Here is a 22030-nt window from a genome sequence, read left to right as displayed (position 1 = left end):
GGGAGCCCCGCATGGCCCGACCTTTCCGCTTTGTGCATGTGTTTGCGCTGCTGGCCCTGGCCGCAGTGCTGGCCGCATGTGGCGGCGCGGCCCCGGCTGCTGCGCCAACCAGCGCGCCCGCTGCTGCCGAGGCAACCGCTGCCCCGGCCGCCGAAGCGCCTACGGCTGCCGCCGCTGAAGCGCCCACCGCTGCCGCCGCCGCGCCGCAGCTCGCCGATGTCAGCCGCGACGACACGCTGATCTTTGGCGGCGATTTCACCGACCAGATCTCGATGGACCCGGCGGTCGCCTATGAGTTCGGCGGCATCCAGGTGGTCGCCAGCGTGTACCAGTCACTGGTCAAGACCGACCCCGGCGACCCGACGATCAAGCCCTTGCTGGCGAAGAAATGGGACATTAAAGAAACTGCCGATGGCTCGACCATCACCTTTACGCTGGATGAGAAGGCCAAGTTCGCCAGCGGCGCGCCGGTCACTGCCGACGATGTGGTGTATTCGTGGGGCCGCATCGTCGATCTGAACAAGTCGCCGGCCTTCCTGTTCACCGATTTCGGCGCGACAAAAGACAGCTTCAAGGCCGTCGATGCGCAGACGGTTGAGCTGAAGCTGCCAAAAACCACCAGCCCGCAGGTGTTCCTGACCGTGGTGGCGAACAGCGTGGCTGGCGTGGTTGAGAAGAAGCTGGTTGAGGCGAATGCCGGCAGCGACATGGGCTCGACCTGGCTGAACGACCACTCGGCTGGCAGCGGCCCGTATGTGCTTTCGGCCTGGGAGCGCAACACCCAGAACGTGCTCGACGTGAACCCGAACTTCTGGGGCGAGGCGCCGAAGTTCAAGCGCGTAATCATGCGCAATATCACCGAGCAGGCCAACCTCCAGGCGGCCATCGAAACCGGCGATGCCGATATTGTGCAGGAGCTTGGCAGCGAGCAGATCAAGGCGCTGGAAGGCAATGCCGACGTGTCGCTGGTGAAGGCCACCAAGACGCAGCTTGAATATGTCGGCATGAACTCCATGATGCCGCCGTTCGACAATGCCGATGCGCGCGAGGCCGTTCGCTATGCAATCAACTACGACGACCTGAACACCCTGCTGGCCGGCAACGGCAAGATCGTGCAGGAGATCATTCCCGAAGGCTTCCTGGGCTATACCGGCGAAACGCCGTTCAAGCAGGACACTGCCAAGGCCAAGGAACTGCTGGCCAAGGCCGGCGTGGCCGATGGCACCGAGATCACGCTGACGGTCTACTCCTCCGGTTCGGCTGGCGGTATCGAGAATGCTGTGCTGGCCGCCAAGATCCAGAGCGACCTCGAAAAAGCTGGCCTGAAGGTCACCATCCAGTCGCTTCAGTCGTCCGAGCTGCTCAACCAGTATCGCGCGCAGAAGCTGCAGATGGTCATGCTTTCGTGGGGCCCCGACTACCCCGACCCGCACACGAATGCCTACCCGTTCACGACCTACGATGCCAAGTCGATCGCGTGGCGCAATGGCTTTAAGTCGGATGAGATCGCCAAGCTGACGCTGGATGCCTCGCTGGCGCCTACGCCCGATGCCCGCGCGGCGCTGTACAAGCAGATGACGGAAAAACTGTTCCACGAAGGCCCGTATGCCGTGCTGTTCCAGCCGGTCACGACCTTCGGCGTCCGCAAGAATATCACTGGCTTCCAGTACGATCCGGCCACCATGCCGAGCATCTTCTTCTGGACGATTGGCAAGAGCTAAATCTTACGTTCTTAGTTTTGAGTGTTGAATGCTGAATTAGCTCAATTCAGAACTCAACACTCAAAACTCAACATTCAAAACTTCCCATGATCCGATTCATCCTGCGCCGCCTCGCCGGCCTCGTTTTTGTGATGATCGGCGTGTCGATCATTACCTTTGCGCTGTCGCAGCTTGTGCCGATTGACCCGGCCGCTTCGGCGCTGGGGCAGAATGCGCGCGAAGACCAGATTCAAGCCTACCGCAAGGAGCTTGGCCTCGATCAGCCCGCGCCAGTGCAGTATTTCAACTATGTGCGCCGCCTGCTGCAAGGCGATTTCGGCCAGTCGATTCGCACCCGCCGCCCGGTGGCCGACGACCTGCGCGATTTCTTTCCTGCTACGATGGAGCTTTCGCTTGCGGCCATGCTTGTTGCCGTTGTGCTGGGCATTTCGCTCGGTATCGTTGCCGCGCTGCGCCGCAACAGCCTGATCGATGGCGCGGCACGCGTGTTTGCGCTGGTTGGCGGCTCGCTGCCGATCTTCTTCGTTGGCCTGCTGATGCTGGCGCTGTTCTACAGCAAGCTGCGCTGGCTGCCCGGCCCTGGCCGGCTCGACGCAGTGCTGCGCCCGCCCACCCACATCACTGGCCTGTACACGGTCGATAGCTTGCTGACCGGCAACTGGCCGATTTTCCAGAACAGCCTGCGCCACCTGATCCTGCCCGCCGTCACGCTGGGCTATTTTTCCACAGCCGTGGTGCTGCGCATGACGCGCTCGGCTATGCTGGAGGTGCTGGGGCAGGATTATGTGCGCACCGCCCAGGCCAAGGGTCTGCGCGACCGGGTGGTGATCCTGCGGCACGCCCTGCGCAACGCCATGATCCCGGTGCTTACCACCATCGGTATTGTGTTCGGCAGCCTGCTCTCGGGCGCGGTGCTGACTGAAACGATCTTTGGCTGGCCGGGCCTGGGGCGCTACGCCACCACGTCGGTTACCAGCCTCGATCTGCCGGCGGTGATGGGCGTGACGCTGCTGGCAGCGGTGATCTACCCGCTGGTGAATTTGATTGTCGATATTGGCTATAACTTCCTCGATCCGCGCATCAGTGTGCGCTAGACGCCGCCGGGAGCAGCCAATCAGAATAGGATCGTATGGCCGCCGTCGCTGCTGAATCTGTTGCGCCGACCAACGCGCGCCGCCGCCAGATCGCGTTTGCGCTGCGCCAGCCCGCCGTGCTGGCGGGGGTAGTGGTGCTGGTGCTGTTTCTGCTGGCGGCGCTGCTGGCCCCGCTGCTCAGCCCAACCGACCCGCTGGCGCAGAATATTCTTGAAGGCCTGAAGCCACCCTCGGCCGCGCACCTGTTTGGCACCGATAAGCTTGGCCGCGAGCTGTTCAGCCGCATTTTGTACGGCGCGCGCATTTCGCTGTTTGTGGGCGTTGCCGTGGTGCTGATGTCGAGTATCGTCGGGTCGCTGGTGGGCACGATTGCTGGCTACGTCGGCGGGCGAGTCGATGAAGCGCTGATGCGCGTCACCGACATTTTTTTTGCTTTTCCCGCGCTGATCCTCGCCATGGCAATTGCCGGCGCGCTTGGCCCCAGTTTGCAGAACGCGCTGATCGCGATCAGCGCGGTGACGTGGCCAGTGTATGCGCGCCTCTTGCGCGGGCAGGTGCTGGCGCTGCGCGAGCGCGAGTTTGTGCTGGCCGCGCGCACGGTGGGCGTGCCAGAATGGCAAATTATTCTGCGCCACCTGCTGCCAAACATGCTTGCGCCGCTGCTGGTGCAGGCCAGCTTCGACATGGGCGGCGCGATTACGTCGGTGGCGGGCCTGTCGTTCATTGGCTTTGGCGCGCAGCCGCCCACGCCCGAGTGGGGCGTGATGATCAGCGAGGCGCGCACCTACATGGCCACGGCCTGGTGGATGGGCACCTTCCCAGCCCTGGCGATTATGCTGGTGGTGGGGAGCTTCAATCTGCTTGGCGATGGCCTGCGCGACCTGCTCGACCCGCGGCTGCGCGGCCGGTAGGGTGCGGGTTTGGGGAAGTTGCAGGTTCGCAGGTTCGCAGGTTCGCAGGTTCGCAGGTTGCAGGTTCGCAGGTTGCAGGTTCGCAGGTTGCAGGTTGCAGGTTGGCAAGTTGCAGGTTGCATCCTGAGTAGGCCAAAGGCCGTATCGAAGGGTGCAGGCTCAATCCCTAAACCCTGACCCCGGCCCTTCAGGCGGTTGCATGTATGAAAGCAGGCGGGACGTATTGCATACGCCCCGCCTGCAAACCTTCTAACCTGCTAACTTTCAAACTTTCTAACCGAAAAAGTGCACCAGCGGCACGTCGCGCATGCTGGCGAGGCCGGGCGCGGCGCGCAGCACACTGGGAATGGCGTTGATCGCAATCGCGGCAGTGGCGATGTCGCCATGGAGGCCGCCCGCAACCGTCATGCGCACCGGCGGCTCGCCGTCGATCTCAACTGTGTCCTGCGGGTCAGTCGCGCCGAGGTACATGCGCAGTTCCAGGTTGATCACCTCGCGATTGCCCACGAAACCACGCGCCACCTGCCGCACGCCCGCCACCTGCCCGGCCGCAACCGTGACATACTCGGTGGTGATCGCCTGCTCGGCCAGCACCGCGCCAATCGAGTCTTCGCTGCGGTCGAGCTGCCAGCCCAGGCCGGTGGCCAGCATGTGCAGCGACTCGGGCAGGCCGACGTGGCGCACCACGCCCGCTTCCACGCGCTCGGCAAACTGCTCGGGCGTGAGGCCCGCGCCAACTTTGCGCTGCAGCGGGCCGCGCCGCCGTCCGGCATCCACCACGCGCAGCACGCGCACCGCCCGCACCGCCGCGCACGGCGCGGTGAGCATCAGCGGCAGCGCATCCATCGCATAGCCGGGGTTGATGCCCGTGCCGAGCAGCGCCACGCCGGTGCGCCGCGCAATCGCATCCAGCTCGGCCGCCAGCTGCGGCTGCGATGTCCACGGGAAGGAAAGCTCCTCGCAGGTTGAAACGACATGCGCGCCGGCTTCGGCGATCTGCGCAAGCTGATCGCGCACGTTTGCCAGCGATGAAGAGGTGGCATGCAGCACGACATCGGGCTTTGTTTCGGCCAGGGTTGCCGCCGCGTCGTCGCTCACCAGCACATCGTCGCGCAGCGCCGGGGCCGAAGATCCCAGCAGCACGCCCAGCGGCTTGCCAACTTTCTGCGGGTCCACGTCGATCGCGCCAACAATGGCGATGCCGCTGCGGCCGGCTGCCAGCCGCGCAATGCCCATCCCAATCGGGCCAAGCCCGTAACATACCACGCGGGTCGTCATAATGCGCTCCTTTGTAGCTGCGGAAAGGCCGTGCTATAATAGCGCGCCGCCTGCCCGGTGTCAAAGCTCACCGCGCAGATTTGAAGGAATGGGTGTATGCCGACAATTCTCCTGGCCGATGATGATGTGACCTTGATGGAGCGCCTGGCGACACTGCTGGGCGACCAGGGCTATACAGTGCTGCGCGCAAACCAGGTGCAGTATGCCGAGCTGCTGCTGCGCGAGCAGTCGTTCGACTTGATTTTGCTCGACCCCGACATGGGCCGGGGCGATGGCTGGGTGCTGCTGGGCGCGGCCGCCGCCAGCACGCCGGTGATTGTGATCAGCGGGCAAGGGCTCGAAGAAGATATTGTGCGCGGGCTCGACTCGGGCGCGACCGACTACCTGGCCAAGCCCTTTGGCACCGCCGAGCTGCTGGCGCGTATGCGCACCCGCATGCGCGAGCGCGAGCGGAGCGCGCAGCTGGTCGCTGCAAATGAACTGGCCGCCGCGCCCGCAAGCGAAACACCCACGCCACGTGCTGCAGCCACTTCTGCGCCGCCACCGCCTTTGTCCCCTGCGTCGTCGCGCCGGCGCGATTTGCGCGCCCCCGGCGACGACGACGGCGAAGCGGTGTTTATGTCCTATGGCGAAGAAGGCCGCCTGCTGCGCGACGCCCGCCCCGAAGCCGCCGCCGACATTGGCGACATTGCGCAGTTGCCGCTGGGCCAGCGCCTGCACGCCGCGCGCATGCGCAAACGCCTCACCCTTGTGCAGGCCGAGCTCGAAACGCGCCCGTCGGTGCCAATGCACTACATTCAGGCCATGGAAGAAGAAAAGTTCTCGCTGCTGCCGCGCGGTGCGATGGCCGAAGAGCTGCTGCGCAGCTATGCCACCTTCGTGGGCGTGGACGTGCCAAGCGCGCTGGAAGAATACAACCGCCTGCACTACATCGCGCCGTCCGCGCCCGTCGAGGGCCTGGGTGGCGCGCCCGCGCCCCGGCGCATGCCCGCCTGGGTGATTGGCGTGGTGGCGGCGCTGCTGGCCGTCACAATCGGCTGCGGCTCGATCTGGGCCTACGATGCCGCTGGCGTGCGCGCCGTGATGGAGCGCATTGGTTTGCCCGCTGCGCCCGCCGCCAACCCGCCTGCCACGCCACAGCCATGAGCGACGAGCAAAACCCTAACGAAGCGCCCGCCAGCAACGACGCGCCGAGCGAGCACGATGAGCCGCTTGCCCTGCCCGCCTTCGACAAAGAAGCTGCGCGCAAGCGCTACCGCGCCACCATGCGCGGGCCGTTCATGCGGACGATGAATATTACGCTGGCGCTGATCATTCTGGTGGCGTGGGGCTTTGGCGTGGCGGCCGTGTTCGCGCGCGATGTCGAAACACTGCCCGGGCACGATATTTCTGTGCCGCCAAGCCGCTGCGTGACCTGCCACACGGAGCGCAGCAACAACGCCCCGCCCATGCCGCATGTCGCTTTCCCAAGCTGCGGCTTCTGCCACCGCCAGGGCGCGACGCCTGCGCCGGGCAGCAAGTAAACTTTTAACCGCAAAGGGCGCGAAGAACCAGCAGATAATAATTTTAACCGCAAAGAGCGCAAAGGCCGCGAAGGTTTTAGGTTTGCAGGTTGCAGGTTTGAACGTTGAAAGTTGCAGCTTGCAGGTTGCAGGTTTGAACGCTGAAAGTTGCAGGTTGCAGGTTTGAACGTTGAAAGTTGCAGCTTGCAGGTTCAATCCCAAAACCCCAGACCCTAAACCCCCATATGGTTGCAGGTTTCAGATTACTGCCTCCTGCCTCCTGCCTCCTGCCTCCTGCCTCCTGCCTCCTGCCTCCTGCCTCCTGCCTCCTGCCTCCTGCCTCCTGCCTCCTGCAAACTGTGATAGTTTTTTGCGCTCTTTGCGTCCTCTGCGGTTTTCCAACTTCACGCTACTGACTCAATAGCTCCCCCACCGACGGCAGCAGCACATCGGCCAGCGGCCCAAGCACCTCAGCCGAGCCAACGCCCGACAGCACACCAATCGCCAGCCCCGCGCCCGCCGCCCGCGCCATGCGCATGTCCGCCCCGGTGTCGCCGATCATCGCGGCCTGCGCGGGCGCGATGCCGAACTGCGCACACAGCTTCACAATCGCGTCGGGCGCGGGCTTGATCGGGTGGCCGTCGTCGCCACAGGCCACGCCATCGACGAGGTGCGCGACACCAAGCGCTGCCAATGTTGCCTCGGTGGGCGCGCGGTCGTCGGTGGTGGCGATGGCGATGCGCAAACCGCGCGCCCGCAGCGCGCCAAACAGCGCGGGAAGATCGGCCAGCGGCTGTGCCAGCACCACCGGGTCGGGGATGTACCAGCCAGCCTTCACAGCTGCCTGCGCCGAAGCAGCCGAAAGCCCAGCTTCGCGCAGGACATGGTGTGCCAGGTCGCGAATGCCGTCCATGGTTGAAACGGCCAGCGGCCCGCCCGGCGCAATCGCGCCCGTCGCCGGGTCGAAGCCAACCGCCTGAAACAGCTGCGGCGCGACCGGGATGTATGCTGCCGCCTCAAGCTGCCGCGCCAGCGTGACGATCCAATCGCCCCACATGGCCTCGAAGTCGATCAGTGTGCCGTCTTTGTCGAAGATGATTGCCTGGATGGTGGGTGGGATGTGAAACTGTGGCATGGAGTGAATCTACTTTCTGATTGTACATATAACAAAGCTACCAGAATCGCGAGCCAAGAACCAGCCGAGATAGCCGCCCATTTCTTGTCTACAGATCATTTGGGATTGCTACATAATCATTGCCGCACACATAACGCGCAAGTGTGCTACACTTTCAGTATATGTGAACCTGTCGCTGAGAGGAAGTCGCATAATGACTCCTACAACCATTGATGCTCAACTCGCGCAACTTGATCGCACCGAAAAGGCGCGCGTTTTTCAGCACCTGGCCCTTGATCTCGTTCATTCATGGCCAGGGGTAGAGAAAACGCCTGGCATCCACGGTGGCGACGCGTGTATTGTTCGCACACGCATTCCGATCTGGACACTTGAATCCTACCGCCGCCTTGGCTGGAATGACGAGCGCATACTCACGAACTTTCCAACGATCCGCGAGGCCGATTTGCTCTATGCCTGGCTGTATGTGGACGCGAATCGCCAGGAGATCGAAGCTGCGCTGCGTGAGCAGGAAGCAGCCTGAGCTGTGACACGGCTGTATGCCAATGAAAACTTCCCGCTTCAAGCCGTCGAAGCACTGCGCCAGCTTGGCCACGATGTGTTGACGGTACGCGAGGCTGGGTTCGATAATCAGCGTATTTCGGATGAAGACGTGCTTGCGCACGCGACTGCGCAAGCGCGTGTTCTGATCACGCTTAATCCTCGTGATTTCATTCGCCTGCATCGCCAGCAGCCAACACATGCCGGCATCATTGTCTGCACCGAGGATGCCGATACCGCTGACCAAGCGCAGCGCATCCACGATGCTATTGCTGCCGCACCCACTCTGGCCGGTGCTCTCATTCGCGTAAACCGGCCGGCTCGGTAATACCCCTTCCTCATTTTATATACATGCCACACGTCGGCCCATCGTCGGCGATGCCGTACTGCGTGCGCTCATCCGCCGTCAGGTCGCGCGTGAGCGCGCCGCAGAGGTAGCGGATGGTATCGTGGTAGTCGGTCGGCCAGAGCCGCACGCTTCCATCCCCGCCTGATGTGAGAATGTGCGTGCCGTCAGGTGAGAAAGCCGCGTCGCTGACTTCGACCGCCTGGGTGGTCAAGCGCCGTACTTCGGCTCCGGTCTGAACATTCCACACCCGCGCAGTCTGGTCGTTTGCGCCGGTCAGCAACTCGCCGCCATCGGACGAAAACGTGACGGCAAATACCGCGCCGGTGTGACCAAGAAACTGCCGCACTTCTTTCCCTGTCGCGCCATCCCACAGCCTGGCTGTGCCATCGCTGCTGGATGTGGCCACCAGCTTGCCGTCGGGCGAAATTGCCACGTCGGTCACGGCAGCGGCGTGACCGCGCAGCACGCGCAATTCCTCGCCCGTGGCAGCATCCCAGATCCGTGCCGTGCCATCCTCGCCGGCTGTCACCACTGTGTTGCCGTCGGGAGCAAAGACAGCGCTGAGGACTGGGCCGCTGTGGCCGCTGAAGCGCGCCAATTCTTTGCCGCTCGCCACATCCCACACACGCGCCGTGCCATCCTCGCTGGCGGTTACGATGCGCCTCCCACCGGGCACAAACGCGGCTCGTCTCACGACTGCGGTATGCCCTGTGAAGCGCCGCAGCTCCTGGCTGGTGCTTGCGTCCCACAGGCGGGCAGTTGTGTCGGCGCTCGCAGTAAGGATGGTTCGGCCGTCGGGTGCGAACACCGCGCTCCATACGTCGTCGGTGTGGCCGATCAAGCGGTTGCGCTCTTCGCCACTCGCTGCATCCCACATTTTGGCGGAATCGTCGTCGCTGGCGGTCAGCACGATTTTTCCATCGGGTGAGAATGCGACTTCATGGACCGCTCCAGTATGACCGAGATACGGCACCGGCCCACCAGCGTGCTGGAGCGACCAGATTCTGGCGCTGCCATCGTCGCTGGATGTTACAATCGAGCGACCGTCGGGCGCAAAGGCTAGATCGTCGACCTCATTGGTATGACCGCTGAAGGTATGCACAAGCTGGCCAGTGGCGACATCCCACAGTTTGGCTAGGAAGTCGCCGCTCCCCGAGATGAGATAGCGGCTGTCGGGTGAAAATGCCAGGCTCGTGATGCCAAACTTGTGCCCGCTGAGGATGTGCAATTCCTGTCCGCTGGCGGCATCCCAGATCCCGATGGTTTTGTCGTCGCTGCCACCCGCCACATACCTTCCGTCCGGCGAAAACGCGATCGCCCGGATCGTGCCGCTAGGGCCAGAGAACGCGCGAATCTGCCGGCCAGTGGCGACATCCCACAGATGCAGCACGTTATCGCCACCACCCGTGAGCAGCGTACTGCTGTCGGGCGAGAACACTACCTTCTGCTCGCCTTCGGCGACCGCGAGGCGTTGCAACTCTGCGCCGCTCGCGCGATCCCAGATCCTGGCGCTGCCGTCGCTGCCGCCGGTCGCGATAAAGCGGCCACTCGGCGCGAACGCGACACCAACCACCCAGCCGCTGTGGCCGGAAAGGCTGCGGATCAGCTGCCCGGTGTGCACATTCCACAGCCGTGGAGTTCCATCGAAGCTGCCGGTCAGTAGTTCGCTATCATCGGGAGAAAAGGCCAGCTTGGTGACAAGATCCGGATAACCACCCAAGGTTTTGAGCAGCTTGCCGGTAGCGACATCCCAGAGCAGGACCTCGTGCAGACTCATCGCGGAGGTCGCCAGGTACTTGCCATCGTGCGAAAACTTGACATCGACGAGATCTTTCGTGTCACCCTGGAAAATCTGTGGGGCAAAATCGAGCGCGGAGGCGCCGGTGAGTGCGGCATCGCCAGCTGGCGTGTACTCAATCTGCAACGAGCGCAGGGCCAGCAAGGCGATTAGGCTGTTGTCACCCTGGGCAAGCAGCAAGCTGTTGGAATCGGCCGCCAGACGCAGCGCGTCGGCGTGGGCGAAATTCGTCTGCGCGACCTGGCTGCGGTTGAACGCCCACATCGCCAATCCTGAGGCAACCAGCAGGAACACCACCAGGCCAATCGCCAGCGTGCGCAATCGACGGGCGGATTGCCGTTGCAACGATAGCTCGCGGGCCTGCTGATCGCGTTCGGTCGTTTCGGCGCGTTGCTGCTCGGCGAGGCTGGCCGCAATATAGGCTTGTTCTTCTGCCGTCAGCGCTACGGTGCTGTCCGGATCATCCTGGTTGGCCAGCACTGCAAACTGTGCCAGCCGCGTTCCATTCGCAAGAAAGCTGGTTTCCTGACCCGAGCGCTGCCATTCGCCTGCCGAAGCGAGCAGCCGTCGGTGCAGGAGGAGTTGCTCGCGCCCTTCGGCCAGCCATCCGTCGAAGCGACCCCAGGAGTGAATCAGCGCTTCGTGTGCCACCTCCACGGTCGTCTCACCCGTACGCGGTTCACGATCGAAGGTCAGCATGCGATAGCGAACATAACGGTCGAGCACCGCTTGCAACACCGTCTGGTCATGTGTCGCGGAAAGCAGTTCTGAGAGGCTTACCCGCCGCCGCGTGTCGGCGGCACTCTCGCCGGGCGTGACGAGCCGCAGGAACAGATTGCGCGCTTCGATTTGCTCGGCCACGTTCAGCCCGGTGTACACATGCTCCGCGCGGCGCGCCAGTGCGCCGCGCACGCCACCGCTCGCCTGGTAGGCCGCCAGCGTCATGCGCCGGCCGTCGCGCCGCTCGTACAGCTCGCTGAGCGCGTACTGCATGAGCGGGAGTGCGCCGGGCTGATCGGCGACATCATGCACGATCGCTGCCGCTAGCCCAGCTTCCAGTTCCAGGCCATGCCGCTCGGCGGGCGCAACGATCGCCTGGTGCAGTTCGTCGGGTGCGAGCGCGCCAATTGCCTCGGTGCGCCGGCTGAACAATTCGCTGGCGGGCAGGTATAAGAATGGGCGGTCGTAGAAATCGGCCCGCAGCGTGATGATCACCCGCAGCTGCGAGCGCGCGTCGGCCACTGCGCTGTACAAGCTGGCAATAAATGCAGCGCGCACCGCTTCGTCAGCTGTGAGCGTGAATAGCTCTTCGAACTGGTCGATCAGCAGCACCAGCTCGCAATCGGCTGGCAAAAGGCGTTTGGCAACACGCACCAGCCCGCGCTCGTCGGACTGAAGCTGCTCCAGCAGGCTCGGCGGCGGGTTTGGAGCAGCGCGTAGTAGTGCGGCTTCCAGCTCTTCAAAGGGATGTGTGCCTGGAACGAGGTCGGCCACGAGCGGCGCATGCGTTCCCTGGCGCAGGGCCGGCAGCAAGCCGGCGCGCACGACCGACGACTTGCCCGCGCCCGATGGCCCAACCACCGCCAGGAAACGCGCCAGCTCGGCGTCTTCGCGCAGCCGTTCGCCGAGACGCTGCGTCAGCGTCTCGCGGCCAAAGAAATCGGGCGCGTCGGCCTCTTGAAAGGCTTGGAGGCCTTTGTAGGGATTTGTAAGCTCGGCTGAAAGGTTCGCCTGGGTTTGCCCCAGGGCATTCGTTCGGCCCACAGCCCTCGCTCGCTGCACAAAAGCGGCGTGTTCTTCGGCTGGAACAGCGAGCCGCGCCGCCAGAAGCTGGGCAAGCTGGCGCGACGGGCGGGCCGAGCCCACCTCGATGTGCTGCAGCGTGTAGATCGAACAGCCGACCTCGCGTGCCAATTCGGCCTGAGTCAGGTCGAGCGCCTTGCGGCGGCGCTTTAGTTCGTCCTGGAATGACTCACGCTCCACCATGCGGTCTCATCCGGTACGATTGGCAGGCTTCCCGAACATTGGCAAGTTTTGTAGCAAGTTTTATAGCAACTCATAGTAGCACAGATCAGCCGCTTTCATGATTAGATTGGAGCATCTCACAACGCCGCAACACAAGATTCTTTATTAGCACAAGGAGCCGTCTCATGCCGCGCAGATCACTCTTATTCGCTTTGCTCGCCACCGTGGCGTTCGCGCTGTCCGCATGTGGCGGAGCGCCCGCAGCCACATCGCCGACCGCCACATCTGCCCCGGCAAATGCGCCAGCCCCGACAACCGCGCCCATCGCAACGGCAGCGCCTACCGTCGCGCCAGCAGCAACGACTGTGCCTGCGCCGACAGCGGCTGCAGCGCTAGTGCCGACAGACGCCCCACTTGCCGATACAAACCCCGCCAAGCCCGACGACAAAACGCAAGGCCGATTGCGGATCAGCAACTGTGTGGCTGGCGGGCCGAGCGTCGACATGCTGATCGACGGTAAGTTGACTGTGAATGGTGGGGTCACACAGGCGAACCTGGGCGAACTGAATGTCGGCGGCTATCAGTATCTCGCACCTGGCACGTATAGCGTCGCGATTGTGCCGACTGGCGAGGGCATCGACAAAGCAGTGCTCGGGCCGCTCGATGTACCGATCGTGGCTGGCCATCGCTATACGCTGGTTATGCTGGGCCAGCGTGATGAGCATACCCATACGCCACTGGTGGTCGACGAAACTGATGCGTATCAGAAAGCTGGCCTCGCGCCGAACACATGGGGTCACATTCTGATCAATAACATCAAAGGGTCGAGCGCGATCAGCTGGCTTCAGGATGAGGCTGGTGAAAAGGACGTGCCTTACGGCGGGGTCGCCGCTTCTGCCATCCCGGCTGGACCGTTCAAGGACGGCAAAATCATCATCAACGGAGCAGACAAGCCAGTTACCGATGGCTGGGGATCAGGTTTCCTGATACCGGGAACTGATACATTCGATTGTATTGGCGGTATCTACCCTGCGCACAATTCCAACGGCAGCCCTGCAACAAGCGAGTTGAGCCTACTTGATTACCTTCAGCAACAGAACGAAATCGGCGCGAAATACCCTGGCAAAATCCAGACGTTCAACACATTCCTCAGCGCGCTCAAGGCCGCCGGGCTGACTGATACAATCGCGCAGGGTGGCCCGTACTTAATCTTCGTTCCAACCGATGCGGCATTTGCAGCGCTGGCGAAAGACAAACTCGATGCGCTGCTGGCCGATCCCAAAGCACTCGCCGACCTCATCCACGCGCACCTGATCGAAGGCTATTTTCCCTACGGCACCATGGGCCCTGTCGGGCAGGGCTTCAATCGCACCGTCACAAATGTGCAAGGGCAAGCGCTCAAGGTGACTGGGAATAGTGATGGATTGTCGATCAACGGCAAGCTGATTAGCGAAACCAGTGGAGCCTTTGTCGCTAACGGAACTCGGATGATGACAGTTCAGAAGCTGCTGCTGGATGTGAAGTAGCGGCGCTGTAGACTCGCCTCATCCGAAAAACTTGTTCTATCTGCGAAGGCAGGCGAAGAAAAGAGTTCTTCGCCTGTTTTCACGACGGAGGAACCCCGACGACCGACCATTCAACCTCTGCGAGCAAGCATTCGAACCCCTGCGAACGACCATTCAACCCCGGCGAGGAACCCCGCAACCCTCGCGAGCAGGCGTGCAACTCCTGCGAGCAAGCGTTCAACCTCCGCGAGCGACCGTTCAACTCCTGCGAGCAAGCATACGAACCGGCACAGCGCGCTGTGCCTACGATGAACAACCCTGCAACTCCCGCGAGCGACTATTCAACCCCTGCGAGCAAGCATGCAACCCCTGCAAGCAAGCGTTCAACTCCCGCGAGCGACTATTCAACCCCTGCAAGCAAGCGTTCAACCCCTGCGAACGACCATTCGACCCCTGCGAGCAAGCATGCAACCTCCGCGAGCAAGCATTCAACCTTTGCGAACGACCATTCGACCCCTGCGAGCAAGCATTCAACCCCCGCGAGCAAGCATGCCACCCCTGCGAGCAAGCATTCAACCCCCGCGAGCAAGCATTCAGCCTCTGCGAGTAAGCATGCGAGCCCGCTGAGGAACTTAGTGCATTGTCATCACGAAACCCTAGACCCTATTCCCTAACCCCTGCGTCGCCATCTGTATTGCCGACCTCCAATATTTCCCTTTTCAGGGCAATTTATGCCGTACAATAGCGGCGGCTCGAACGACGAACCAACAGGGAGGTGTGATTGTGGAATACCGGCAACTTGGCGGCTCGGGTTTGCAGGTGCCCGTGCTCTCGTTTGGCACGGCAACCTTTGCGGGCGGCACGGGCGAGCGCGCTTGGGGAAATACGCAGGTAGCCGAGGCAACGCGCCTGGTTGATATTGCCGTCGAAGCGGGCGCAAACCTGTTCGATACCGCCGATGTGTATTCGGGCGGGCGCTCGGAGGAAGTGCTGGGCGAGGCAATCAGGGGCCGGCGCGACCGCGTGGTGCTGGCGACCAAAGCAACCTTTCGCAGCGAAGCCGGCCCGAATGGGCTTGGCTCCTCGCGCCACCATCTGCTGCGCGCCTGCGAAGGCAGCCTGCGCCGCCTGCAAACCGACTACGTCGATATCTACTACCTCCACGGCTTCGATGCAATGACGCCAATCGAAGAAACGCTGCGCGCGCTGGAAGATCTTGTACGGAGCGGCAAGGTGCGCTACATCGGCTGCTCGAACTTTTCGGGCTGGCACCTGATGAAGTCGCTGGCGATTTCTGAGAAATACGGCCTGCCCCGCCATGTTGCCCACCAGGTCTACTACTCGCTGGCCGGGCGCGAATATGAATGGGAGCTGATGCCGCTGGCAATCGACCAGCGCGTGGGCACGGTGGTGTGGAGCCCGCTGGCGCAGGGGCGACTGACGGGCAAAACGCGGCGCGGCCAGTCTGCGCCCGACAACAGCCGCACCAGAGCGTCATTGGAAATAGACCAGTCGGGCGATCAGGAAATCTTGCTTCGCACGGTTGATGTGATGGACGAGATCGCGCAGGAAACTGGCAAAACCCACTCGCAGATCGCACTGAACTGGCTGCTCGCACGGCCAACCGTGGCATCGCTGATTTTTGGCGCGCGTAACGAAGCGCAATTCCGCGAAAACCTGGGCGCGATTGGCTGGAACCTAAGCGCCGAGCAGATTGCCCGGCTCGACGCCGCCAGTGCCACCACGCCGACCTACCCCTACTGGCACCAGATGAACTTCAAAGAGCGCAACCCGTTCCCGACGCTGTAAATAGCGCCACAGATCTACAGCAGGCAAGCTTCCAGGAAGCTCATCTGGCCGCCAGATTGAAGGAAAACTGGCCTGAGTTTCCTGGAAGCTGAGCACAGGAAAATGTATTTTCCAAAGCACTGGGAAGGATCGTCAAAACTCGAAGTCTTCGGTGTGCTTTGTGGCCCAACAGTTCTGCATCTTGCGCTACGCGAATGGCACGGAATACGGCGCAACATTTATACGCGGCCATGCCGTGGCATTTCTTCGTTGCGCGTACATAGCTTTCTGCATTTATGCAATAATACAATCTGTGGTATTTCGCAGCGTATTCGTCGATTCATACGGCAAACAGGTTTCACGCTAAGGATTTTGTCATTTCGGCGCGATTCGCGTGCCTACAGGCGGCGTGGCTCGGTTTCCAGGCAAACGTTATCGATCACGAGCACACGCCAATGCGACAACCACCACATCATTTCATCCATCTCCTTGGCATGCTTGCGCTGCTGCTTGCCTTCACATGCGCGCCGGCCCCTTTCGCCCGCGCCGCTGCGCCAATCACCGTCACATCCACCGCCGACGACCTTGCCACCAATGGCAATTGCACGCTGCGCGAGGCGATTCGCGCGGCCAATACCGACGCGCCGGTCGATGCATGCCCGGCCGGCGGCGGCACCGACACGATTGTGCTGCCGTCGGGCTTTTATGGGCTGCACATCGGCGGCGCAGACGAAGATGCCGGCCTGAGCGGCGACCTCGACATCCTTCAGCCGCTGACGATAACTGGCGCGCTGTCGGTGACAACGATTATTGACGGCGGCGCGCTCGACCGCGTGTTCGATGTCCATGCTGCTGGCGTGCGGCTGGCGCACATAACCGTGCAGCATGGCTATAGCGGGCTCGACGGCGGCGGCATTCTGAACCGCGCGGGCGGCCTGACGCTCGACGACGACACCGTGATGCTGAACCGGGCGCTTGGCGATGGCGGCGGCGTTCTCAACCAGGGCACGCTAACGCTCGGCACGACGATGATGACCGACAATAGCGCCGACAATGTGGGCGGCGGGCTGGCGAACCAGGGTATGCTTGCGTTCCACGGCGGCGAGCTGCGCCATAACACGGCATTTCTTGCGGGCGGCGGGCTGTATAACACGGGCGAAGAAGCATTGCTGGTGGGCGTGATGGTGAGCGACAATGTGGCGATTGAGGCTGCCGGCATCAGCAATGCCGCAGGCACGCTGATGCTGATGGCTTCCGAGGTTGCCGAGAATGTTGCGACCGAAGATGGCGGCGGCGGCATCCTGAATCGCGCAATGCTCGAGCTGCACGATAGCATGCTGCGCAGCAACCAGGCGCACGAAGGCGACGGCGGCGGGCTGTTCAATAGTGCGGGCCACGCCACCCTGGCCGATGTGCGCGTGCTGGGAAATATGTCGGGTCGGCGCGGTGGCGGCATTTCGAACAGCGGCACGCTCGACATGATGAGCAGCGCGGTGATTAGCAACACCGCCGAAAGCCACCCCTACCCGTTTGGCTACTTAACCTACGGCGGTGGCATTGCCAACAGCGGCGTGCTAACGGCCACCAACAGCACGGTTGGCGGCAACATGGCGTTCACTGACGGCGGCGGCGTGTATAACCGTGGCGAGCCCGGCCTGCCAGCGAAGTTGCGCCTGTATAACGTCACCATCAGCGGGAATATGGCCGACAGCGACATGATGGGCGGTGGCGATGGCGGCGGGCTGTTTAATTTCCCGGGCAATAGCGCCACGCTGCGCAACACACTGCTGGCGGGCAACATGGACGCCACGCCCGACGCAATGGCGGCCAGTATGCGCGCCGATTGCGCTGGCACGCTGCTCTCGGAAGGGCATAATCTGGTGGGCGACACGGCTGGCGGCGCGTGCGCAGGCCTTGGCGCGGCCGGCGACCGCCTTGGCGATAGCGCAACAGGGCGCGGCGCGCTCGACCCACGCCTTGGCGCGCTGGCCGGCGCGCAGATGCCGAGCGATATGATGCATGTGATGCACGGCGCTATGCCTTCTGGCGATATGGATGCCGCGCTGTTCCCGCTGCGCGATGGCAGCCCGGCAATCGATGCTGGCGACCCGCACGGATGTGCCGATGCCGAGGGCATGATGCTGATGATCGACCAGCGCGGAATGATGCGCCCGCACGGCGTGGCATGCGACATTGGCGCCTATGAGTACGACGGCCCGCGCCGGGAGTTTGTGCCCTTTGCTGCGCGCTGATGCCAGGAGTCAGGATTCAGAAGTGGGAAGCCAGGTTTCAGAAGTCGCACCAATTGTCATACTCGTGCCACATCGCAAGCTGAAATAGTGGTACAGTATTTGCCCCTTTCGTGCGATACGCTGCCAGAAACCAAACGACGATTGGAGGCGCTATGACTAATCATGATTTTCCAGCGGCATCGATACCAAATCCAGCGCTTGAGCCCTTCGCTTTCTTGATTGGGAGCTGGAAGACGACTGGAACGCACGGCCTGATGCCAGATACTATTCTGCAAGGCCGAGCTTCTTTCGAGTGGCTGGAAGGTGGGGCATATATCCTCATGCGCTCACATCTCGATGACCCGCGCTTTCCCGCAACGCGTGCCATTCTTGGTAGCGACGATGCCAAAGGTGAATATTTCATGCTCACCTTTGATACACGCGGCGTTTCGCGTAAGCACAACGCGAGTCTGCACGACGGCGTTTGGAAATGGTGGCGAGATGCGCCAAATTTCTCCCAGCGCTACCAGGCAACGATAGCCGACGATGGCAATACGCTTATCGGCAAGGGCGAGCTTTGCAAAGACGGCACTACATGGGAGAAAGATCTCGACCTGACCTATACGCGCGAGGAGTAGGGCTAGGGGTCTAGGGTTTAGGGCCTTGAAGATTGCGGGTGGCGAGTTTGTATTGGACGCGGATGGACGCGGATGGACGCGGAGCGGAAGAGTGGATGGCGGGCTGTCGGCGTTTGTCGGCGTGTGTCTGCGTCCGATAGCGCCTTGCAGCTTGTGTTTTGCTGTAATCCGTCGAACGGATTTGTGTGCGTTTGAACCTTGCTCGCCGTATCGGCCAAGCTTCTGAACAAACTGGTTTCAATCCGTCGAACGGATTTGTGTGTGTTTGAACAAAAGATACGAGGCAGAAAGTCAGAAATAGCAGCAGGTTTCAATCCGTCGAACGAGGGGTGCGCTAAACATAAGATCGGCATCACTCGCCGACGCCAGTTCCCATTTGGTGTCGCGCTCGTGTCTCCCAGCGACGCCGGATCTTCATCCGGCGTCGCTGTGCCGCCCACCAGTGGTAGCATGGAAGCGCTAACAACCCACCCACCACCTGTGAGAGACACTGCCATGCTACTCGACTTTCTCGCCTCGTTCAAGCGCCTCGGCGCTACCCTCTGGCGCCAGCCGCCCTGTCCGCCTGTCCACCCCGAGCCTGCCTGCCCGCTCAAACAGCCCTCCGCCCCGCTGCCCGCCTGGGTCGCGACCGACCCCATCGTCCAAAAGTATCGCGCGCTCATCGGCGACCTGCCTTGGGAGTGCTTCCCCGAGCGTTCCTCCGACCGAAATTGGCCCGGTCCCTCCCCCGACCCGCGCGCGCCCTTCGTCGCCGCCTACCTGGTCAAACTCCACGAAGGCAAGCGCTTTATGTCTGAACTGCGCTCGTTCCTCCTCGAGCATCCTGCGCTGGTGTACTGGCTCGGCTTCGAGCGCGTGCCCGACCCCTCCAGCCTCCACGGCTTTGCCGTCACCCAAACCGTCCCCGACCGCCGTCAGCTCAGTCGGGGTCTTGCGCACCCTGCCCAATGAGGCCCTGCAGTGGCTGCTGTCTGCATCGGTCGAGTTGCTCCGCGCCACGCTCCCGCCCGACGAGCACGCCAGCTTTGGCGACACTGTCGCTGGCGATACCCAAGCCCTGCTCGCCTGGGTCAAGGAAAACAACCCCAAGCAATATATCAAGGAAGGACGTCTGGACAAGACCAAGCAGCCCAAGGCCGACCCCGACTGCAAGCTCGGCATCAAGAAGGCCCGCAACAGCGCTCCCCACGACGCCGATGGCGACAATCCACCCGCTCCCGCCAGCGATGCCAAACCCGCTCGCGACGTGCAGCTTGGCGTCGAGATCTTCTGGGGCTACGCAAGTGGCATCGTGGTCACCAGAATGCCTGATGGCAGCGAAGTCGTGCTGGCCGAGCGCACTCGCCCATTCAACGAGAGCGACCCGTCCTACTTCTTCCCGCTGATGCAGCAGGTCGAGCGCCGCCTCGGTCGCAAGCCGCGCTTTGGCGCCTGGGATTGTGCCTTCGACGCGCACTACGTCTACGACTACTTTCACCAGGCTGGCGGCTTTGCGGCGGTGCCGTTCAACCCCGGCAAGAAAGGCGGCAAGCGCCTGTTCGACGCCGACGGTCGGCCGCTGTGCGCGGCTGGCCTGCCCATGCCACAGCTGTTTACCTATCTCGACCGTACGAGCGGCCTGATTCCACACCGGCGTGAGAAGTGCGGCTGCGCGCTGCTGACACCACAGCCGAACGGCCAGCCCTGCCCGATTGATGACGCGCATTTCGCGAAGGGCGGCTGCACGACGACGTTGGCAGCCGATGCCGGCTCACGCCTGCGCCACACGCTCGACCGCGAGAGTGAGGGGTACAAGCAACTCTACGCCAAGCGCACGATGGTCGAGCGGGTCAATTCGCAAGCAGAGGCGCTGGGCATGCTGCAGCCGAAGCTGCGGCGTGGTCGGGCGATTGCGAACCAGAACAGCGTGAGCTACGTGCTGATCAACCTGCGTGCCTTGCAGCGCATCCGAGCCGCACAGGAGGCGCGGCCGAGCGCGAGCAGGACAGCCCTGGCGGCATAGCTCAAGAGGCGGCCTGCACAGTACACGAAGGTGGGTAGGTTGATAGCAGCAGGTCGCCGAGACAGACGCCACAGCCAGGGACGACAACCCAGACAGCTCGAGCACCTGCTCGCACAGTTGCGAGAGCGGGTCGAGAGCGCGTGTGCGTGAAAGGGCACATCAGCGCTGTGATGCGCCAGAAACGGGCATCTGCCGGTGCGTGTGTCGCCAGGCGCGGGCGGAATGCGGCGCTGGGGCTGCCGTCAGCCGGCAAATACACGCACCACGACTGTGCGCACTTTCTTATGTTCAGCGCGCCAAGAAATCCACCTCCTTATGTTTCGCGCACCCCTCTCGAACGAGGGGTGCGCGAAACATAAGATCGGCGTCACTCGCCGACGCCAGTTCCCCATTCGGTGTCGCGCTCGTGTCTCCCAGCGACGCCGGATCTTCATCCGGCGTCGCTGTGCCGCCCACCAGTGGTAGCATGGAAGCGCTAACAACCCACCCACCACCTGTGAGAGACACTGCCATGCTACTCGATTTTCTCGCCTCGTTCAAGCGCCTCGGCGCTACCCTCTGGCGCCAGCCGCCCTGTCCGCCTGTCCACCCCGAGCCTGCCTGCCCGCTCAAACAGCCCTCCGCCCCGCTCCCAGCCTGGGTCGCGACCGACCCCATCGTCCAAAAGTATCGCGCGCTCATCGGCGACCTGCCTTGGGAGTGCTTCCCCGAGCGTTCCTCCGACCGAAATTGGCCCGGCCCATCGCCGGCTGCGTGCCTGCTCCAGCCGCGCAATGATCGGCGCGCAGGGCGTGTAATCGATCGCCGGCTGAAGGGGTGCGCGGCCGGGCTGGCTGCGTGCGAACTCAGCCAGCTCCTGTTCGCTCAGCCCGGCAGTGAGTTTGCCAAGCAAAGAATGGATTGCCGCGCGCTGCGGGTGGTTTTCGCCAAAGCTTTCGCGGATCAGCGCCAGCGCGCGCAGGTCGTCGGCGCTGAATAGGGGCGTGCCGCCGTGCAGGGTGTATATCGGCGGGCGCGTGCGGCTGATTGTGATCACAATACCCAGCTCGGCCAGTAGCTTCATGTCGCGGTCGAGCATCACGCGTGCGCTTGCGGTGGCCGGGTAGGCGCTGCCCAGCTGTTTCAGCAGTTCCGGGCGGGGCAGTGGGCCGTCGCGCAGGGCCTGCAGCAATGCAGTGAAGCGAATAACGTAGCGTGTAGGTAGCGATGCAGGCATAGCGTATAGCTCTTGTTTCAGGCCGCTTGAACAAGCTGGTAAGCGTTCGGCACCATTCATTAACACTGCAATGTCGGCAAGCCTGCTGCATTGTACAAGAGTTTTACGCTGCGCTGTGGCGCGGCTGCGTATACTGGCTGGGAAAGAGCCAGTGGTAGGGCGGGCGTGCACGCAGGGATTAGGGGGTGGGGGCCAGGGATTGCGATGCCTAACCCATCCACAGATTACGCAGATTACACAGATTTGAATATCTCTAATCTGTGTAATCTGCGTAATCTGTGGATACATCTCGCTTCCCATTCCAGCATCGAAATGGCCCTGGCCTTTGTGGCCCGTGAATTGTATGGCTCGCGAAAT

At 62.5% G+C, this 22030-nt stretch carries 17 protein-coding genes; 13 read left to right on the top strand and 4 right to left on the bottom strand.

The features are described 5' to 3' along the window. Positions 1–11 precede the first annotated feature (11 nt). From M1P90_RS11370 to nikC, 3 genes are all read left to right on the top strand, one after another. Positions 12–1721, top strand: a complete 1710-nt coding sequence (locus tag M1P90_RS11370; protein WP_483702753.1) for an ABC transporter substrate-binding protein — start codon at positions 12–14, stop codon at positions 1719–1721. 86 nt (positions 1722–1807) lie between these two features. Continuing rightward, the gene (locus M1P90_RS11365) at positions 1808–2815 is read left to right on the top strand and encodes an ABC transporter permease (RefSeq protein WP_483702752.1); all 1008 of its coding nucleotides are present in this window, start codon (positions 1808–1810) and stop codon (positions 2813–2815) included. 35 nt (positions 2816–2850) lie between these two features. After that, positions 2851–3726, top strand: coding sequence for a nickel transporter permease (gene nikC / locus M1P90_RS11360; RefSeq protein WP_483702751.1), 876 nt, complete (start codon positions 2851–2853; stop codon positions 3724–3726). Positions 3727–3999: 273 nt separating this feature from the next. Here nikC and M1P90_RS11355 read toward each other — a convergent pair whose 3' ends face one another. Next, positions 4000–5004: an NAD(P)H-dependent amine dehydrogenase family protein gene (locus tag M1P90_RS11355; protein ID WP_483702750.1), complete on the bottom strand. Its 1005-nt coding sequence runs from the start codon at positions 5002–5004 to the stop codon at positions 4000–4002. A gap of 96 nt (positions 5005–5100) precedes the next feature. Between M1P90_RS11355 and M1P90_RS11350 the strand changes: the two genes are divergently transcribed. Next, positions 5101–6150: a response regulator gene (locus tag M1P90_RS11350; RefSeq protein WP_483702748.1), complete on the top strand. Its 1050-nt coding sequence runs from the start codon at positions 5101–5103 to the stop codon at positions 6148–6150. Continuing rightward, complete coding sequence (locus M1P90_RS11345) at positions 6147–6527, top strand: hypothetical protein (protein ID WP_483702747.1); 381 nt, start codon at positions 6147–6149, stop codon at positions 6525–6527. Before M1P90_RS11350 ends, M1P90_RS11345 begins: the two co-directional genes overlap by 4 nt. Before the next feature lie 388 nt (positions 6528–6915). Here the strand turns inward: M1P90_RS11345 and M1P90_RS11340 are convergent, their stop codons facing one another. After that, entirely contained in the window at positions 6916–7641 is a 726-nt protein-coding gene (locus tag M1P90_RS11340) for an HAD family hydrolase (RefSeq protein WP_483702746.1), read from the bottom strand. 163 nt (positions 7642–7804) lie between these two features. Between M1P90_RS11340 and M1P90_RS11335 the strand changes: the two genes are divergently transcribed. Together M1P90_RS11335 and M1P90_RS11330 are read left to right on the top strand one after the other, a co-directional pair. Further along, positions 7805–8161 (top strand): DUF433 domain-containing protein, encoded by a 357-nt coding sequence (locus M1P90_RS11335; protein WP_483702745.1) that lies wholly within the window; start codon positions 7805–7807, stop codon positions 8159–8161. 3 nt (positions 8162–8164) lie between these two features. After that, positions 8165–8506 (top strand): DUF5615 family PIN-like protein, encoded by a 342-nt coding sequence (locus M1P90_RS11330; RefSeq protein ID WP_483702744.1) that lies wholly within the window; start codon positions 8165–8167, stop codon positions 8504–8506. A gap of 10 nt (positions 8507–8516) precedes the next feature. Here M1P90_RS11330 and M1P90_RS11325 read toward each other — a convergent pair whose 3' ends face one another. After that, positions 8517–12311 (bottom strand): nSTAND1 domain-containing NTPase, encoded by a 3795-nt coding sequence (locus M1P90_RS11325; protein ID WP_483702743.1) that lies wholly within the window; start codon positions 12309–12311, stop codon positions 8517–8519. 164 nt (positions 12312–12475) lie between these two features. Between M1P90_RS11325 and M1P90_RS11320 the strand changes: the two genes are divergently transcribed. The 6 genes from M1P90_RS11320 (at position 12476) to M1P90_RS11295 (ending at position 20457) form a co-directional block, all read left to right on the top strand. Next, positions 12476–13816 carry a fasciclin domain-containing protein gene (locus M1P90_RS11320; protein ID WP_483702742.1) on the top strand — a complete coding sequence of 447 codons (1341 nt, stop codon included), beginning with the start codon at positions 12476–12478 and terminating at the stop codon, positions 13814–13816. Between the two features lie 762 nt (positions 13817–14578). Then, positions 14579–15604: an aldo/keto reductase gene (locus M1P90_RS11315; protein ID WP_483702741.1), complete on the top strand. Its 1026-nt coding sequence runs from the start codon at positions 14579–14581 to the stop codon at positions 15602–15604. Positions 15605–16038: 434 nt separating this feature from the next. Further along, on the top strand, positions 16039–17835 hold the full coding sequence (locus tag M1P90_RS11310; protein WP_483702740.1) for a choice-of-anchor Q domain-containing protein: 1797 nt from the start codon (positions 16039–16041) through the stop codon (positions 17833–17835). 152 nt (positions 17836–17987) lie between these two features. Beyond that, complete coding sequence (locus M1P90_RS11305) at positions 17988–18452, top strand: hypothetical protein (protein ID WP_483702739.1); 465 nt, start codon at positions 17988–17990, stop codon at positions 18450–18452. A 495-nt stretch (positions 18453–18947) separates the two neighbouring features. Continuing rightward, positions 18948–19406 (top strand): hypothetical protein, encoded by a 459-nt coding sequence (locus M1P90_RS11300; RefSeq protein WP_483702738.1) that lies wholly within the window; start codon positions 18948–18950, stop codon positions 19404–19406. After that, positions 19387–20457, top strand: coding sequence for a hypothetical protein (locus M1P90_RS11295; RefSeq protein ID WP_483702737.1), 1071 nt, complete (start codon positions 19387–19389; stop codon positions 20455–20457). The genes M1P90_RS11300 and M1P90_RS11295 overlap by 20 nt, the downstream gene beginning before the upstream one ends. 514 nt (positions 20458–20971) lie before the next feature. Here the strand turns inward: M1P90_RS11295 and M1P90_RS11290 are convergent. Beyond that, positions 20972–21673, bottom strand: a complete 702-nt coding sequence (locus M1P90_RS11290; RefSeq protein WP_483702736.1) for a WYL domain-containing transcriptional factor — start codon at positions 21671–21673, stop codon at positions 20972–20974. Positions 21674–22030: the final 357 nt, after the last annotated feature.

Source organism: Kouleothrix sp. 19917 (assembly GCF_057073505.1).
This window is presented reverse-complemented; position numbering and strand designations above follow the sequence as displayed.